The following is a 15,881-nucleotide window of genomic DNA, read 5'->3' as shown; positions in this document are numbered from 1 at the left end:
CGGTTCGTTCACTTCATTTCATTCAACAGGAGCAAAGACGATGAGCCAGAAATTCCAGGTCTCGGGCATGAGTTGCGGCCACTGCGTGAGCGCGGTGCAGAACGCGGTACAGACGGTGGACCCCGAGGCGCAGGTCACGGTGGATCTTGAAACCGGCCATGTCGACGTGCTGAGCGCACAGCCTCGAAAGGACATCGTGGCAGCAATAGAGAACGCCGGCTACAGGGTCCAATGAGCAGCTTCGGCACCACCATCTCGATCGGCGAGGCCGCACGGCTCTCGGGTGTCTCGGCGCGCATGGTGCGGCACTACGAGGGCCTGGGCCTGCTGCCCCCGGTGGCGCGCACCGAAAGCGGCTACCGCCAGTACGGCGATGCCGACATCCACACGCTGCGCTTCATCAAGCGCTCGCGCGATCTCGGTTTCTCGATGGAGGAAATCGCCGAGCTCGTGGGCCTGTGGCACAACCGCCGGCGTGCGAGTTCGAGCGTGAAGCGCATCGCGCAAAAGCACCTGGGCGAACTGGAGCAGCGCATTGCCGACATGCAGTCGATGCGCCACACGCTCGCGCACCTCGTGCACTGCTGCCACGGGGATGCGCGCCCCGACTGCCCGATCCTCGACGACCTGGCCAGATAGGCTCTCCCACGGTGTTCCTGAAAAAGGGGATCAGGCTCCCCTGACCAGCGACAGCACCTTTCCGGCATCGAGGGTGCGGGCCTTTTCCTGGATGGCCGGCAGGTACTGGGTCTGCAGGCTCTTGCCTTCCTGCACCACGCCCGAAAAGGTGTCCTTGAGCATCTGCGCCGAGAGCGTGCGGCCGCCGGCGTAGTAGCGCTTGGCCACGTGTCCGAGCGCGTAGGTCGAGGCGAAGCTCATGCCCGAGCTCACCGCCTGGTTGCCGAGGCCGCGCAGCAGTCCGCCACCCATTTTGCCGAGCAGGCCGCCGAGCAGCTTGCGCCCGGCCTGCTCCAGGTACTGCGAGGTCAGGCCCACGCCGACCGTCGCCAGGAAATCCTTCACGTGGCCGCTGTCGAGTTCGTAGCCGTAGGCCTTGCCGATGCGGTAGACCAGCTTCATCTGCAGCGGAATGATCGCCATGGTCGAGAGCGTCTCGGGCAGCAGTTCGAGCGCGCCGTTGAGGATGGACGCATTGAGGATCAACTTGTCGAGCTCCGCGCTGTCGGGCGATGGCGCAGCGGCAGCTGGCGCGACGGCCGTGCCCGTGCCGGGGGCCGCCGCCGGCACCGCTGCCGCAATCTCTTCCGCCTGCTGCGAGAACTGCGCCGCCGAGGCAGCCAGCCCGAGCGAGGTGCGCACGTCCGCCAGGAACATGCGCTCGGCATCGGACTGCGCGCCGTCCGCATCGCACACGCACACCGCCATCTCGTAGGCCAGCTGCTTCGATTCCGTGCTCTTCAGCTCGCCCGCGACCGAAGCCAGCGAGACGCGCTTCATCAGGACGTCCTGGTAGAGCGTGGGCAGGTTCACGCCGTCGGCTTGCGAAAGACCTTCGGCAATGCGCTTGATCTCGGCGCGTTCGCGCTCGTGCTTCTCGCCGTCGACGAAGGCGGCCAGGAGGCTGAGGGACACGATGGCCCGGGTTTCGGAAGGTGTCACGTTCGAATTTCCACTGGTTGAGGGACAAAGTTCGTTCGGCATGGGGCCCAAAGGTTCCGCCGCCGGTTCTCCCCACAAAGCTTGGGCAACTCTGTGGATAACACTCGCACTTCCTTGTAAGAGAAAGCTAAGTGATTGATCTATATGAAAAATCTACAGTCTGCCCAAATATGAGGCAATGAATTTCTCGCACCGGAAAACGCCTTTGGCAGATTTTCCGGAGCGTGTCAAAGGACAACTCTGGGGAGATTTCCGGCACAAGCAGGGCGTTATCCACAGGGCCGGCGCTTCCAGCAATGTTGTTCCTTTTGGTGCGACAGCATGGAAGCGCAGCTGCGCACAGTGACGCGGGCATGACAAGTCCATGTCACGCAAGGGAAAAAGTGCCATGTCCACAGACCGGCGCTGCCCTTATCTACTACTACTAATTTGAATAAGAGAAATAAGAAATAGAAACGGGGACAGCGCCGCGCCCGAAAAAAAGTCCGTGAACGGCCGCGCCGTGTTCGCGGCGCCACGCGGCCAAACCGGCCGTCGCCGGACGGCGCCCGCTCGCTAACATCCGGGGATGAGCTTCAAACCGCGGATCCTGATCGCCGAAGACGAATCGGGCATTGCCGACACCCTCCAGTACGTGCTGAAGAGCGACGGCTTCACGCCGGTCTGGTGCGCCACGGCCGAAGACGCCATCGCGCAGTTCGCGCAGGAGCCGCCGGCGCTCGCGATCCTGGACGTGGGGCTGCCCGACCTCAACGGCTTCGAGCTGTTCAAGCGGCTGCGCGCGCTGAACCAGTCGCAGGGCGGCGCCGAGGTGCCGATGCTGTTTCTCACGGCCCGAAGCGACGAGATCGACCGCGTGGTGGGGCTGGAACTCGGTGCCGACGACTACATCGCCAAGCCCTTTTCGCCGCGCGAGCTGGTGGCGCGGGTGCGCACCATCCTGCGGCGCAGCGCACGAGCCGCCCCTGGAGGGACCGCAGGCCCCGGCGATGGGGTACCCCCTCGAATTCCGGGCGCGGCGTCTCCAGCGCCCGCCCAGCCCCCCGCAATGCCCTTTGCACTGGACAACGAGCGCATGCAGATCCGCTACTACGGACGCCTGCTCGAGCTCTCGCGCTACGAATACGGGCTGCTGCGGCTGCTGGTCCAGCGGCCCGGACGCGTGTTCACGCGCGACGAGCTGCTGCAGCTGGTCTGGGACGACGCGAGCGACAGCTTCGACCGCACCGTCGACGCGCATGTGAAGACCCTGCGCGCCAAGCTCAAGGCCGTGGCGCCCGAGGTGGAGCCGATCCGGACGCTGCGCGGCACCGGCTATGCGCTGAACGAAGAACTGCCCCCGACGCCGTGAGCCGGCGCACGCGGATATTCATTGGAATCCTGCTGATCTACACGGCGGGCATCGCGTTCCTGCTCTACCGCGTGGTGTCGGACATCGATCCGCGCTATCGCGAATCGGCCGAGGAATCGCTGGTCGAGACTTCGCAGCTCATGGCCAGCCTGGTCGAGCAGGACGTGATCGCGGGCGCCCTCAACACCGCGCGGCTCGAGCCGCTGTTCCGCACGGTCTATGCGCGCGAGTTCTCCGCGCAGATCTACAACCTGCACAAGAACCGCGTCGAGCTGCGCGTTTACGTCACCGACCGCAGCGGCCGCGTGGTGTTCGACTCGCTCGGCAGGCACCTGGGCGCCGACTACTCGCAGTGGAGCGACGTGAGCCGCACGCTTGCCGGCCTGTACGGCGCGCGCACCTCGCGCGACGTCGACGGCGACCCGCGCACTTCGGTGATGTACGTGGGCGCGCCGATCCGGTGGAACAACGAGATCGTCGGCATGGTGAGCGTCGGCAAGCCGGTGCAGAGCTTCGGCCAGTTCGTGGAGGACGCGCGGGCCCGCACGCTGTGGGTGGGCGTGGGTTCGGGGCTGGCGCTGCTGCTGCTGGCGGTGATCGTCTCGGTCTGGCTGGTGCGGCCCTTCGGGCTGATCTCGGACTACTGGGCCTGGGTGCGCGCGCAGCGCACGCTGAGCCTTTCGCGCATGGCGCGGCGCGCCGTGGACGCGGTGCGCAGCGGCTTCAGCGAAATGCGCGATGCGCTGACCGGCCGCAACTACGTGGCCGACTACGTGCAGACCTTCACGCACGAAGTGAAGAGCCCGCTCTCGGCGATCCGCGGCGCGGCCGAGCTGCTGCAGGAGCCGTCGATGCCGCATGCCGAGCGCGAGCGCTTCCTGAAGAACATCGAACGCGAGACACAGCGCATCCAGGAAATCGTCGACCGCATGATGGAGCTCACCGCACTGGAAACCCGTCACGGGCTGGACCGCACGGAGCCGGTGGCGCTGGCTTCGCTGATCGAGGACATCGCCCTCAGCGCGCAGCCCGCGGCGGCCAAGCGCAGCATCCAGCTGCGCGTGAACATCCGCGCCGAGGCCCGCACCGAGGGCGATCCGTTCCTGCTGCGGCGCGCCATCAGCAACCTGCTGGACAACGCGATCGATTTTTCACCGCAGGGCAGCGAGGTGCTTCTGACGCTGGAGACCACCTCGAAGCTGGCGCGCGTGAGCGTGCGCGACCATGGTCCGGGCATTCCGGACTACGCACAGGAAAAGGTCTTCCAGAAGTTCTATTCGCTCGCGCGGCCGCACAGCCGGAAGAAGAGCACCGGGCTCGGGCTGGCCTTCGTGAAGGAGATTGCCGCGCTGCACCGCGGGCGCATCGAGCTCGGCAATGTGGCGCGCGGCGGCGCGGTGGCCACGCTGACCCTGCCGCTCCTGCCGCACCACTGAGCGGATCACTGGCCCGTGAGTGCCGCGTAGGCCCGGCGCGTTGCGGGGCTCACGGCCTCGAGCAATTGCTCGTACGAGGTCTTGTGCCGCGCCAGCATGCGGGCCGAGGCCACCGTCTTCGACTTGCAGAACCAGTGGCAGGTGTGCTGCATCAGGAACAGCTCGGCCGACATGGTGAAGGCCTTGGCCTTGGGCGTGCGGCCCGCATCGTTGCGCATGACATCGGCAATGCCGCGCGCGTGGATCGCCAGCGCCTCGCGCAGGTCGAAGGTCGCGGCCGGAAACAGCTTGTGCGCGAACGGAATGGCCACGGGCAGCTTGCTCACGCGTGCGTCGGCCGCGTCGACGCGCGCAAACTCGGCGGCAAAGCTGTCGAACTGGGCCGAGAGCTTTTCCTCGGTGGAGTCGAGCAGGCTCCAGATCTGCTGGCGCCGCTCGGCGCTGTCCTCGCCGAGGCAGCGCAGGTAGCCTTCGGTGAGGCTCTCCATCAGCCTTTCGATCTGGTATCTGCCCAGGTGGCTGCCCAGCAGCGCGATGCGCTGGCGCTGGTCCCTGGACTTGAGGATGTAGGCGCCGACGATGATCGACGTCGCCAGGATGAGGATTTCCATGGGGGAGAAGCGTGGGAAGGTAAAGCGAAAGGAGCCGCACCGAGTGTAGAGACCCGGTGCGGCTCCTTCCCGCCGTGCCTCAGCGGAAGAAATCGAGGATGCGGTTGCGCTCTTCGGGCTGCGGCGGCGGGCCCAGCGGCGGCGGCACACCCGAGAGTTCTTCGGCTGGCACTGGCGGCGCCTCGCTCTCAACGCCCAGGCTCGCCACGCTGTGGCCCGGCGTGAAGTCGTCGAAGTACCACTCGCCATCGATGTTGACGACGCCCGGCGGCTCGGCAATCTTGCTGACCGGCACGCCCTTGAGCGCCGCCTGCATGTAGCCGATCCAGATCGGCAGGCTCAGGCTGCCGCCGGTTTCGCCGCGCACGCCCAATTGGCGCGGCGTGTCGTAGCCGATCCATGCAATGCCCACGGTGGTGGGCTGGAAGCCCGCGAACCAGGTGTCGAAGGAATCGTTGGTGGTGCCGGTCTTGCCGAACAGGTCGTCGCGCTTGAGTGCCTGGTAGGCGCGCGCGGCCGTGCCGCCCTTCACCACGCTCTGCAGGAGCGAATCCATGATGAAGGCGTTGCGCTCGGGAATGGCGCGCCGGCTTTCGTCGAGCACCGGCGGCTCGGTTTCGAGCAGCACCTTGTCGCGCAGGTCGGTCACGCGCGTGACCAGGTACGGATTGACCTTGTAGCCGCCGTTGGCGAACACCGAGTAGGCGGTGGCCATCTGCATCGGCGTGACCGAACCGGCGCCCAGCGCCATCGGCAGGTAGGCCGGATGCTTGTCCTTGTCGAAGCCGAACCGGGTGATCCACTCCTGCGCATACGGCGCGCCGATGGCCTGCAGCAGGCGCACCGTCACCAGGTTCTTCGACTTCATCAGTGCGGTGCGCAGCGGCATCGGGCCTTCGAAGCCGCCGTCGAAGTTCTTCGGTTCCCAGGGCTGGCCGCCAGGGGTGCTTGGCTCGAAGTACAGCGGTGCGTCGTTGACGATGGTCGCGGGCGTGAAGCCCTTCTCGAGCGCGGCCGAATAGATGAAGGGCTTGAAGCTCGAGCCCGGCTGGCGCCAGGCCTGCGTGACGTGGTTGAACTTGTTCTTGCCGAAGTCGAAGCCGCCCACCAGCGACTTGATGGCGCCGGTGCGCGGATCCATGCCGATGAAGGCGCCCTCCACTTCGGGCAACTGCGTGATCTCCCAGGTGTTCTTGGGTGTCTTCGCGACTCGGATCACCGCGCCGCGACGGATCTTGATGTGGGGCGGCGCCTTCACCGCAAGGCCCGACTGCGCAGGCCGCAGCCCTTCGCCGGTGATCTGGATGGTTTCGCCGTTCGCGCGCACCGCGTTGATTTCCTTGCTGCCGGCCTCCAGCACCACCGCGGCCATCACGTCGCCGTTGTCGGGATGCTCGGCCAGCGCTTCGTCCACCGCCTCGTCGGCTTCCTTTTGATCGGCCGGCAGATCGACGAAGCGCTCGGGACCGCGATAGGGTTGGCGCCGCTCGTAGTCCATGATGCCCTTGCGCAGCGACCTGTAGGCGGCTGCCTGGTCGGCCGCGACCAGCGAGGTGTAGACCTTCATGCCGCTGGTGTAGATGCTGTCGCCGTACTGCGCGTACATCATCTGGCGCACCGTCTCGGCCACGTATTCGGCATGCAGCCGCTCCGGATCGGCGGCATCGCGCAAGTGCAGCTCTTCCTTCTTGGCTTCGGCCGCCTGCTCGGCGGTGATGAAGCCGGTTTCCTGCATGCGGTCGATCACGTAGAGCTGGCGTGCGCGGGCGCGCCGCGGATTGGCCACCGGGTTGTTCGCGCCGGGCGCCTTGGGCAGGCCGGCCAGCATGGCAGCTTCGGCCAGCGTGACGTTCTGCAGCGGCTTGCCGAAATACGCTTCCGATGCGGCCGCGAAGCCATAGGCGCGGTTGCCCAGGTAGATCTGGTTCAGGTAGATCTCCAGGATCTGGTCCTTGCTGAGCTGCTGCTCCAGGCGCAGGGCCAGCAAGATCTCGTAGGCCTTGCGGCTCAGCGTGCGTTCGGAGCTCAGGTAGACGTTGCGCGCCACCTGCATCGTGATGGTCGATGCGCCTTGCTTGCGGCCGCCCTTGAGGCTGGCCACGGCCGCGCGTGCGAAGCCCTTGTAGTCGACGCCCCCATGGTCGTAGAAGCGCGCGTCCTCCACGGCGAGCACGGCGTCCTTCATGACCTTGGGAATGCTCGCAAAGGGCGTGAGCGTGCGCCGTTCTTCGCCGAACTCGCCGATCAGCGTGCCTTCGACCGTATACACGCGCAGCGGCAGCTTGGGCCGGTAGTCGGCCAGCTCGGAAATGTCGGGCAGCCGGGGATAGATGGCGGCCACCGCGACGACGGCGGCCACCAGCAGCACCAGCGCGCCGCAGCCGAGCGCGATGGCGCTCCACCGCGCCGCGCGCCGCAGCTTCGCTGAACGCTGCGAGCGCGCGGGCTCGGTGGAAGGAGAAGAATCGTCCATGGGATCAGTGGCAAAAGGTAAGGAAAAAAACAGTCCGTAGCGTTGGTTACACGGACGCGGCCGCCTCAGGTAAGACCGGCTCGGGCGTTCGGGGGTTCCCGGCCGACAGTGCATACCAGTCGACCTTGCGCGTGGCGAGCATCAGCACCGTCAGCATGCCGAATGTCAGCAGGGCGCCGAGCAGCAGGGCATTGCTTTCCGATGCCAGCAGGCCGTAAAGCGCGCCATAGAGTACCGCGACATAGGCCCCGAAGCCCGCGCCGCGTTTCCAGCTTTGCAATACTGCGCTGAAATAGATGCCCAGCAGCAGCACGCTCGCGCCGGCCGCACTGGCATAGGCCAGCCAGAACGCCAGCTTCTCGGACAGGGCCAGCAGCAGCAGGAAGAACAGCGCGATCGACAGGCCGACCAGCCCATATTGCACCGGATGCATGCGCTGCCTGCGGAACAGCTCGAACATGAAGGCCGCCATGATCACCAGGCCGATGAAGAGCGCGCCGTACTTGCCGGCGCGGGTGCTCATCGAGTACACGTTGACCGGCTGCGCGAGCGAGACGTCGAAGGTTTGCAGCGGGCCGAGGTTGCGTTGCGCATGGTTGGTTGCAGCCACAGCAGCAGCCGTGGCGGCACTGGCGGCATCGCCGCGGCCCGACAGCCCGGCGCGCACCTGCTCGCGTGCGGAAGTCACGAGCAACGACACGCGCCAGTGCGCATCGAAGCCCTGCGGCGTCACTTCGCGCTGGGTGGCGAGAAAGCGGCCGCCGAAACTCGGATGCGCCCAGGGCGACTTCAGGTGGGCGGTGGTCTCGTCGGCAATCGGCACCATCGAGAGCGTGTCCTGCCCGACCAGGCCGAGCTTCATCTCGAAGGGCAGCGGCGCCCTCGCCTCCCATGCGGCCAGCGCTGTGCCGGTGAGCGGTGCGTGGATGCCGTCGGCCAGCAGGGCATCGTCTGCCAGGCCAGGCACGCGCTGCCTGAAACCCAAAGCCTCGCCGTTCATCGCGATCGAAGGCGAACCATCGAGCCCGCGCAGGTCGCTTGCGCCGAAGACGATGAATGGTGCCTTGAACTCGATACGCGAATCGGTTTCGCTGTGCGCCACCGATCGGGGATCGAAAGCCGCAAAGCCGCCGCCGAGCGTGGCGTCGAGCGTATAGAACGGAATCCTGAAGATGCCGCGGTAGCGTTCGTGCGGCGCCATCGACCCCTCGATGTGCAGCTTGTCGGGAAACACCACGTGGGTCATTTCCTTGCTGCGGGCCTCCTGGCCGATCACCCGGCCCTGCGCATTGCGCAGCGGCTCCATCCAGCGCTCCACATAGGGCACCAGCAGCAGCGGGCCCACGACGGTCTGCGGGCCCGCATAGGTGGCGGCAAGCTCCTCGGCCGCCTCGCGCTGGCTGTGGCCGCGCTCCCGGTTGATCGCATTGATCTCGGCCAGCGGAATGCACAGCAGGAGCGTGAGCATCAGCAGCCCGGCCACCTTGACCAGCATCGAACCCTGCAGGGCCTTGAGCAACTGGAACATGTTTTTTCTCCTCGTCGGTTGTCGAAGCCGCGATGCTCGCCGCGCCATCCGAAGCGCGTGTGAAGCGCGGCCGCCGGCGGACTTCACACAGGCTTCACACAACGCGGCATCCGGTGGCCGGACTTCAAGCAGCCTTCCAATTTCCTTCTCGCGCGGTGCCGACAGTTGCGGCTGTGCAAGTTCGCACGGACACCAACACCACACCGCCATGGATGCCCACACCTCCACCCGTCCCGGCCGCTGGCTCTGGCTCGCCACCGTGAGCCTGGCCACGGCGGGCTTCGTCGCGCTCAGCCTCAACCCCGTGCATGCCCAGGAAGCACCGGGCCCGCGGCTGAAGACCGAGAGCCCGTATTTCTTCGTGAAGAGCGACGACCCCTCGGTCGACCGCCTGCCGCTCAAGGCCACCGAGGTGGCGGTGAAGATCTCGGGCGTCATTGCCGACGTGACTGTCACGCAGACCTACCGCAACGAAGGCCAGCGCGCCATCGAGGCGAAGTATGTTTTTCCGGGCTCGACCAAGGCTGCGGTCAGCGGCCTCAACGTGCGCCTGGCCGACCGCCTGATCACCGCGCAGATCCGCGAGAAGCAGCAGGCGCAGATCGAGTACGACACCGCCAAGAAGGAAGGCAAGACCGCCGCGCTGCTCGAGCAGCACCTGCCCAACGTGTTCCAGATGAACGTCGCCAACATCCTGCCGGGCGACGACGTGAAGGTGGAGCTGCGCTACACCGAGCTGCTGGTGCCGCAGTCGGGCAACTATGCGTTCGTCTTTCCCACCGTGGTGGGCCCGCGCTACAACAGCCCGCAGTCGGAGAACGCCCAGGCCAAGTGGGTGGCGCAGCCCACGTTGCGCGCAGATGTGGCGCCGAACACCAGCTTCAGGCTCAAGGCCAGCATCGACACGCCCATGGGGCTGAAGGAGGTGCGCTCGTCGTCCCACGCCATCGAGGTAAAGAAGAGCGACGAAGACCGGCACGCCGACATCGCACTCGCGCCCGACGGCCGGCCCGCGGACAATCGCGACTTCGTGCTCGACTACCGCCTTGCGGGCGAAAGGATCGAATCGGGCCTGATGCTCTACAAGGGCCAGAACACCGACGGCGGCGCCGAGAACTTCTTCCTCGCGATGGTCGAGCCGCCCAAGGCCGTGGCCGCCAGCGCCATTTCGCCGCGCGACTACATCTTCGTGGTCGACATCTCGGGCTCGATGCACGGCTTTCCGCTCGACACCGCCAAGACCGTGCTCGAACGCCTGATCGGCGGCCTCCGGCCGAGCGACACCTTCAACGTGCTGCTGTTCTCGGGCAGCAACAAGATGCTCTCTCCCCGCTCGGTGCCGGCCACGCGCGCCAACATCGAGCAGGCGCTGGCCACCATCCAGAACTACAGCGGCAGCGGCAGCACCGAGCTGATTCCCGCGCTCAAGCGCGTCTACGCCGAACCGAAGGAAGAAAAGGTGTCGCGCACCGTGGTGCTGGTGACGGACGGCTACGTGAGCGTGGAGCGCGAGGCTTTCGAACTGGTGCGCAAGAACCTTTCGAAGGCCAATGTGTTCGCCTTCGGCATCGGTTCGTCGGTGAACCGCAGCCTGATGGAAGGCATTGCGCGCGCCGGCATGGGCGAGCCCTTCATCATCACCGACCCGATCCAGGCGCCCGAGCAGGCCGCGCGCTTCCGCCGCATGGTGGAGTCGCCGGTGCTCACCAACGTGAAGCTGACTTTCGGCGGGCTCGACGTGTACGACGTGGAGCCGCAGGCGCTGCCCGACGTGCTGGGCGAGCGCCCGGTGATCGTGTTCGGCAAGTGGCGCGCAGACGCGGAAGGAAAAGCCAGGGGCCGCGTGATCGTGGAAGGCCAGGGCGCCAACGGCCCGTACCGCCAGGAACTGCGCATCGATCCGCAACTGCGCCAGGACACCGCCGCGCTGCGCACGCTGTGGGCGCGCCACCGCATCCAGAGCCTGAGCGACCAGGAGACGCTCGAGGGCGGCAGCGCCTTCAAGGAGCGCATCACCGAGCTCGGCCTGAAGTACAGCCTGCTGACCCAGTACACCAGCTTCATCGCCGTGGACAAGGTGGTGCGCAACCCCGCGCCGCAGAACAGCGTGGGCGTGAACCAGCCGCTGCCGTTGCCGCAGGGCGTGAGCGAACTCGCACTCGGCGCAGAGGTGCCCAGCACGCCGGAGCCCGAGACCTTGGGCGCCATTGCCGTGGTGCTGTCGATGCTCGCGATGCTGCGCCGCCGCGCGCGCCGCAACGACCCGCGCCGCTTCACGGCCTGAGCCAGGAAAAGAAAAATGTCATTGGCCGCACTCGCCCATCGCCATCCGCGCATCGTGGATTGGGGCATCCACGTCGACCGCGCACCGGCCGCCGGCTGGCTCGCACTGCAATTCGCCGCACTCGCGCCGACCTGGGCCTGGATGGTTCGGCGGCTGCGCGACGGCTCCGACGATCCGCTGGGCCTGCTGGCGCTGGCCGCTCTCGCCGCCTTGGCATGGCGCTGCCGGCGCGAACTGCGGGCCGCGCCGCAGCTGGGCTGGCTCGCACTGGCGGGCGCCGGCACGGTGCTGGCGACCGTGCTGCGCACCGGGCTCGGCGCCCTGCCCGCGCTGCCGCCGCTCGCCACGGGCCTGGTGGCCGTGCTGGCGCTGGCATGCGGCCTGCTGGCTTTCCTGCCGCGGCGCGTGGCCGCGCTGCCGGTGGCCGGCCTGGCGGTGCTTGCGCTGCCGCTGCTGTCGTCGCTGCAGTTCTATGCGGGCTATCCGCTGCGCGTGATCACGGCCGAGGCGAGCCGCTGGCTGCTGGCGCCGGGCTTCAGCGTGGCGCGCGAGGGCGCGAGCCTGGTGGTCGATGGACGGCTGGTGATCGTCGATGCGCCGTGCTCGGGCGTGCAGATGGTGTGGCTCGGCTACTTTACGGCCTGCGCCGTCGCGCTCTGGGCCGGGCACAGCGACCGCGGCTTCCTGCGCCGGCTGCCGATGGTCGGCCTCGTGGTGCTGGGCGGCAACATCCTGCGCAACAGCATGCTCATCGGGTTCGAGGGCGCGGGCCACCCGCTCGCGCCCTGGGCGCACAACCTGCTCGGGCTGTCGATTCTGGCCGCGGTGTGCGGCGGCATCGCGCGCCTGATGGTGCCGGTGTGCACCGAGCCCCCGTTCGCCGAGCAGCCGATCCCGGGCCTGATCACCACCCAAGGAGGCCGCCATGTCGACACGGTTCTTTGAAGCCCTGTTTGCCAACCATTTCATCAACCGCATCGGCCACAAGACGGCCTTTGCGCTCGCAATGCTGTTGTGCATGCTGTGGTCGACCGCGGCGGCGCTGCGCGCACCGCCCGAGCCTTCGATGGCCATGGCCTCGCATGAATGGCCCAGCCAATGGGACGGCGTTCCATTGCGTCCGCTGGCGCTCGGCGACGTCGAGCAGCGCTTTGCCGACCGCTTTCCGGGCGCCATCGGCCGCATGACCGACGGCACGCAGATGATCGTGATGCGCGCGGTGAATGCCCCCACGCGCATGCTGCATCCGGCGGCCGACTGCTACCGCGCGCTCGGTTTTCGCATCGAGCAGGCACGCCTCGAACGCGATGCGCAGGAGCGGCTGTGGCGCTGTTTTGTTGCGCAACGGCACAGCACGCAAAAGATCCGCGTTTGCGAGCGCATCGTGGATGCCGAAGGCACGGCTTTCACCGACACTTCAGCCTGGTACTGGGCGGCGGCCAGTGGACGCTCGAGCGGTCCGTGGCAAGCTGTGACGGTGGCGAGGCCGATGTGATGAGAGTTTTGTGAAACAGTTTCTGCGATTCGTGATCTACGGGCTGCTGGCCCTTGTGGTGACAACGTGCGTTGCTATCTTCCTGATAGTGAAACTGGTGCTTGCGCCAGCGGCGGGCGAATGGAGCACCACGGTCGAGGCCGGCCCGCTGCGCATGGCAGTGGGCGTGCCGACGGCAGTGCGCCTGGCCACCTCGTCCTGGTTCGCGCCGCGGCTCGACGGACATTCGTTCGACAGCCGGTTCGGCACCCTGCACTTTGCCTGGAAGGACGCGGCGGGCGTGCTCGAACTGCGCTGTGCGCCCTGCAGCGCCGAGGTTGCCGCGCTCGGCGCGCAGCCGATCGTGTTCGAGGGCCTGGTCGCCACCGTGAAGCGGGACGGCAACACGCTGGCCGGCACCATCGAGGCCACGCCCCGCAACGCCGACGCGGCCGCCATGCTCCAGGGCCAATGGGAAGGACACCTCCCGCCCAAGGGCAGGGGCCTGCAGCTCAGCGCCGACATCAAGGACGCACCGATTGCCCGCTGGTATGCCGTGCTCGCGCCCAACCTGCCCGAGCTGCAGCGCGCCCGCATCGGCGGCACGCTGGCGCTGCGCGGGCAGGTCATGCTGCCCGAGGCCACATTCACGGTGCAGCCCACCGTCAGCCAGTTCACCGTCGAGGGGCTGGGCACCGAAGCCATGCTCGGCGCGCGCACCAGTTGCGGCGCGCCGTCGAAGCTGGCCAATGACAGCTGGCTGGCGCGCGCCGTCATCGCGGCCGAAGACCAGCGCTTCTTCACCCACGCCGGCTACGACCTGACGGAAATCGTCGCGTCCATCGACAACAACCAGAAGGAAGGCCAGCCCAAGCGCGGCGGCAGCACGCTGACGCAGCAGCTCGCCAAGATGCTGGTGACCGGCAGCGACCGCACGGCGGAACGCAAGCTGCGCGAGCTGCTCTACGCGGTCGAAATGGAACAGACGCTGGGCAAGGCGCGCATCCTGCAGCTCTACCTGGACAACGCGCCGTGGGGCGGCAACCTGTGCGGCGCCGAAGCCGCCGCCCGGCGCTATTTCAAGCGCTCCGCGCGCAGCCTGGAGCCCGCCCAGGCGGTCTGGCTCGCGTCCATGCTGCACAAGCCGCAGGCGGTGCTCGAGCAATGGCGGCGCGACGGGCAGATCGACCCGGACCGTACCAGGTGGGTCGCCGAGAGCGTGCGCGGCATCAGCCGCAACCAGCGCGAGTCGCTGCTCAAGAGCGTGGCGGCCGCCAGATTCACCGCACCGGAGGCTTTTCCATGAACGACGTCGAAGCCATCGAGCGCGCCACCGTGGCCGCCGTTTCGCCGCTGGCCGTCGAAGAGCTCGACGGCTGGCTGCTGCCCTTCGACGATGGCACCGTCAAGCGCGCCAGGTCGGCCGTTCCGCTGCACCGCGAACCGGTCGCAGGCCGCACGATCGACCGCATCGAGGACCGCTACGACCGCCGCCAGTTCGTGCCCGCGTTCCGCCTGGCCGATGTGCCCTCTTTCGTGGCGCTGCAGTCCGAGCTGGAGCAGCGGCACTATGTCGGCGACTCGCCGACCTGCGTGCAGATCGGCTCCGCACGGCGCATGTGCGAGGTGGCGCCGGCCGGCGCCGCGCTGGCCGACGTCGACCTTGCGCCCGACGACGCCTGGGCCACCCTGTTCCTCGGCGAGGGCTTCGATCCCGTGGACGGCGCCCACCGCGTGCGGGCGCTGTCGCGCGCCCAGGGCTCGCTCTATGCCAGCGTGCGCGAGGGCCGCCGGACCGTCGCGGCGGGCGCCATGGCCTTCGGCCACGGCTGGGCCAGCGTGCACGGCATGCGAACCGAGCAGTCGCAGCGCGGCCGGGGCCTGGCCGGGCGCGTGCTGGCGGGCCTCGCGCGGGCCGCACTCGAGCGCGGCTTCGAGCGCGTGTTCCTGCAGGTCGACGCGCACAACATGGCCGCCCACGCGCTCTACCGGCGTGCCGGTTTCTCGACGCAGTGGCAGTACCGCTACTGGCAGCGCCAGCAGTGGCCGCGCTGAAGCCGCAGCAGCGCGCCGAGGCAGATTCCGCAATTCCTCCCGGGTGGCGCGGTCGGGCCGTTAGTGCCACCATGGCTGCATGACGAATGCAAACCACCACGCCAACCACCCGACCGATCCCGTGGCCACGCCGCGCGGCATCGACCACATCGTGGCCGGTGTTTCCACCAGCGATGGCGACGGCGTCAAACTCACCCGCGTGCTGCAGCAGCCGCTGCAGAAAAGGCTCGACCCCTACCTGATGCTCGACGCCTTCGGCAGCGACAACCCGGGCGACTACATCGGCGGCTTTCCCAGCCATCCGCACCGCGGTTTCGAAACCGTGACCTACATGATCGCGGGCCGCATGCGGCACCGCGACAGCGCCGGCCACGAAGGGCTGCTGCAGAACGGCGGCGTGCAATGGATGACGGCCGGCCGCGGGCTCGTCCACAGCGAACTGCCCGAGCAGGAGGACGGCCTGATGGAAGGCTTCCAGCTCTGGCTCAACCTGCCCGCCAAGGACAAGATGCGCGAGCCCTGGTATCGCGACATCCAGAGCGAGGAGATTCCGGAATACACCACCGCGGCGGGCGTGCACGTGCGCGTGATCGCGGGCGCGAGCCATGGCATCGAAGGCGCGGTGCGGCGCGAGCACACCGAGCCGCTGTACCTCGACATTACCCTGCCGCCCGGCGCCGAATTCGCCCAGGCCCTGCCTGACGACCACAACGCGCTGGTGTATGCATTCCGCGAATCGGTGTGGATCGCGGGCAGCGAGGTGCCGACGCGCCGCATGGCCATTCTTGCGAACGACCCCGGCAGCGACGGCGTGGTGCTGCGCGCCGGGGCCACCAACCACAGCCCGGCGCGCGCATTGCTGATCGCCGGCAAGCCGCTGCACGAGCCGATCGCGCAGTACGGCCCCTTCGTGATGAACACGCAGGAGCAGCTCAAGCAGGCGGTGCAGGACTTCCAGAGCGGCAAGTTCGGCGCTTGATGTAGTCGCAGGCCTACCGAAAATCGGCATCGCCCGCAGGTCACGGGCGCACGGATGGGGCATAGATTGG

At 67.6% G+C, this 15,881-nt stretch carries 14 protein-coding genes; 10 read left to right on the top strand and 4 right to left on the bottom strand.

Annotated elements, in window-relative coordinates; genetic code table 11:
- The first annotated feature begins 40 nt into the window (after nt 1–40).
- Together ACAM54_RS00150 and cueR are read left to right on the top strand one after the other, a co-directional pair.
- Nucleotides 41–235 (top strand): heavy-metal-associated domain-containing protein, encoded by a 195-nt coding sequence (locus ACAM54_RS00150; RefSeq protein ID WP_018903395.1) that lies wholly within the window; start codon nt 41–43, stop codon nt 233–235.
- Nucleotides 232–639, top strand: a complete 408-nt coding sequence (gene cueR / locus ACAM54_RS00145; protein ID WP_145738888.1) for a Cu(I)-responsive transcriptional regulator — start codon at nt 232–234, stop codon at nt 637–639. Before ACAM54_RS00150 ends, cueR begins: the two co-directional genes overlap by 4 nt.
- A gap of 30 nt (nt 640–669) precedes the next feature.
- Here cueR and ACAM54_RS00140 read toward each other — a convergent pair whose 3' ends face one another.
- A complete protein-coding gene (locus tag ACAM54_RS00140) occupies nt 670–1,620 on the bottom strand; it encodes a YcjF family protein (RefSeq protein WP_369649407.1) in 951 nt (316 codons plus the stop codon).
- A gap of 568 nt (nt 1,621–2,188) precedes the next feature.
- On the opposite strand from ACAM54_RS00140, the gene creB reads away from it, so the two are divergent.
- Nucleotides 2,189–2,971, top strand: coding sequence for a two-component system response regulator CreB (gene creB / locus ACAM54_RS00135; RefSeq protein ID WP_369649406.1), 783 nt, complete (start codon nt 2,189–2,191; stop codon nt 2,969–2,971).
- Nucleotides 2,968–4,407 carry a two-component system sensor histidine kinase CreC gene (creC, locus tag ACAM54_RS00130; protein ID WP_369649405.1) on the top strand — a complete coding sequence of 480 codons (1,440 nt, stop codon included), beginning with the start codon at nt 2,968–2,970 and terminating at the stop codon, nt 4,405–4,407. Before creB ends, creC begins: the two co-directional genes overlap by 4 nt.
- Nucleotides 4,408–4,412: 5 nt before the next feature.
- Here the strand turns inward: creC and ACAM54_RS00125 are convergent, their stop codons facing one another.
- The 3 genes from ACAM54_RS00125 to creD form a co-directional block, all read right to left on the bottom strand.
- Complete coding sequence (locus ACAM54_RS00125; RefSeq protein ID WP_145738896.1) at nt 4,413–5,018, bottom strand: hypothetical protein; 606 nt, start codon at nt 5,016–5,018, stop codon at nt 4,413–4,415.
- A gap of 79 nt (nt 5,019–5,097) precedes the next feature.
- The gene (locus tag ACAM54_RS00120; protein WP_369649404.1) at nt 5,098–7,491 is read right to left on the bottom strand and encodes a penicillin-binding protein 1A; all 2,394 of its coding nucleotides are present in this window, start codon (nt 7,489–7,491) and stop codon (nt 5,098–5,100) included.
- A gap of 46 nt (nt 7,492–7,537) precedes the next feature.
- A complete protein-coding gene (creD, locus tag ACAM54_RS00115; RefSeq protein ID WP_369649403.1) occupies nt 7,538–9,019 on the bottom strand; it encodes a cell envelope integrity protein CreD in 1,482 nt (493 codons plus the stop codon).
- Between the two features lie 208 nt (nt 9,020–9,227).
- Here creD and ACAM54_RS00110 point away from each other — a divergent pair, with 208 nt between their 5' ends.
- The 6 genes from ACAM54_RS00110 to ACAM54_RS00085 all read left to right on the top strand — a co-directional run bounded on the left by ACAM54_RS00110 (nt 9,228) and on the right by ACAM54_RS00085 (nt 15,811).
- Nucleotides 9,228–11,303 (top strand): VIT domain-containing protein, encoded by a 2,076-nt coding sequence (locus tag ACAM54_RS00110; protein WP_369649402.1) that lies wholly within the window; start codon nt 9,228–9,230, stop codon nt 11,301–11,303.
- Between the two features lie 15 nt (nt 11,304–11,318).
- Complete coding sequence (xrtQ, locus tag ACAM54_RS00105; RefSeq protein ID WP_369649401.1) at nt 11,319–12,248, top strand: exosortase Q; 930 nt, start codon at nt 11,319–11,321, stop codon at nt 12,246–12,248.
- The gene (locus ACAM54_RS00100; protein WP_369649400.1) at nt 12,229–12,798 is read left to right on the top strand and encodes a hypothetical protein; all 570 of its coding nucleotides are present in this window, start codon (nt 12,229–12,231) and stop codon (nt 12,796–12,798) included. Before xrtQ ends, ACAM54_RS00100 begins: the two co-directional genes overlap by 20 nt.
- Nucleotides 12,799–12,886: 88 nt before the next feature.
- The gene (locus ACAM54_RS00095) at nt 12,887–14,083 is read left to right on the top strand and encodes a biosynthetic peptidoglycan transglycosylase (protein WP_369649399.1); all 1,197 of its coding nucleotides are present in this window, start codon (nt 12,887–12,889) and stop codon (nt 14,081–14,083) included.
- Nucleotides 14,080–14,832 carry a GNAT family N-acetyltransferase gene (locus tag ACAM54_RS00090; RefSeq protein WP_369649398.1) on the top strand — a complete coding sequence of 251 codons (753 nt, stop codon included), beginning with the start codon at nt 14,080–14,082 and terminating at the stop codon, nt 14,830–14,832. Before ACAM54_RS00095 ends, ACAM54_RS00090 begins: the two co-directional genes overlap by 4 nt.
- A 79-nt stretch (nt 14,833–14,911) precedes the next feature.
- Nucleotides 14,912–15,811 carry a pirin family protein gene (locus ACAM54_RS00085; protein ID WP_369649397.1) on the top strand — a complete coding sequence of 300 codons (900 nt, stop codon included), beginning with the start codon at nt 14,912–14,914 and terminating at the stop codon, nt 15,809–15,811.
- Nucleotides 15,812–15,881: the final 70 nt, after the last annotated feature.

The organism is Variovorax sp. V93 (assembly GCF_041154485.1).
Lineage (GTDB): Bacteria > Pseudomonadota > Gammaproteobacteria > Burkholderiales > Burkholderiaceae_C > Variovorax > Variovorax beijingensis_A.
Note: the sequence above shows the minus strand (reverse complement) of the source record. Positions and strands in the feature narration are given on the sequence as shown.

What these genes read in the sequence shown, in the direction of transcription:
- ACAM54_RS00125 (WP_145738896.1), bottom strand. Translation starts at nt 5,018, where the DNA reads ATGGAAATCCTCATCCTGGCGACGTCGATCATCGTCGGCGCCTACATC.
- cueR (WP_145738888.1), top strand. Translation starts at nt 232, where the DNA reads ATGAGCAGCTTCGGCACCACCATCTCGATCGGCGAGGCCGCACGGCTC.
- ACAM54_RS00100 (WP_369649400.1), top strand. Translation starts at nt 12,229, where the DNA reads ATGTCGACACGGTTCTTTGAAGCCCTGTTTGCCAACCATTTCATCAAC.
- ACAM54_RS00110 (WP_369649402.1), top strand. Translation starts at nt 9,228, where the DNA reads ATGGATGCCCACACCTCCACCCGTCCCGGCCGCTGGCTCTGGCTCGCC.
- ACAM54_RS00090 (WP_369649398.1), top strand. Translation starts at nt 14,080, where the DNA reads ATGAACGACGTCGAAGCCATCGAGCGCGCCACCGTGGCCGCCGTTTCG.
- ACAM54_RS00150 (WP_018903395.1), top strand. Translation starts at nt 41, where the DNA reads ATGAGCCAGAAATTCCAGGTCTCGGGCATGAGTTGCGGCCACTGCGTG.
- ACAM54_RS00120 (WP_369649404.1), bottom strand. Translation starts at nt 7,491, where the DNA reads ATGGACGATTCTTCTCCTTCCACCGAGCCCGCGCGCTCGCAGCGTTCA.
- creD (WP_369649403.1), bottom strand. Translation starts at nt 9,019, where the DNA reads ATGTTCCAGTTGCTCAAGGCCCTGCAGGGTTCGATGCTGGTCAAGGTG.
- creB (WP_369649406.1), top strand. Translation starts at nt 2,189, where the DNA reads ATGAGCTTCAAACCGCGGATCCTGATCGCCGAAGACGAATCGGGCATT.
- xrtQ (WP_369649401.1), top strand. Translation starts at nt 11,319, where the DNA reads ATGTCATTGGCCGCACTCGCCCATCGCCATCCGCGCATCGTGGATTGG.
- ACAM54_RS00085 (WP_369649397.1), top strand. Translation starts at nt 14,912, where the DNA reads ATGACGAATGCAAACCACCACGCCAACCACCCGACCGATCCCGTGGCC.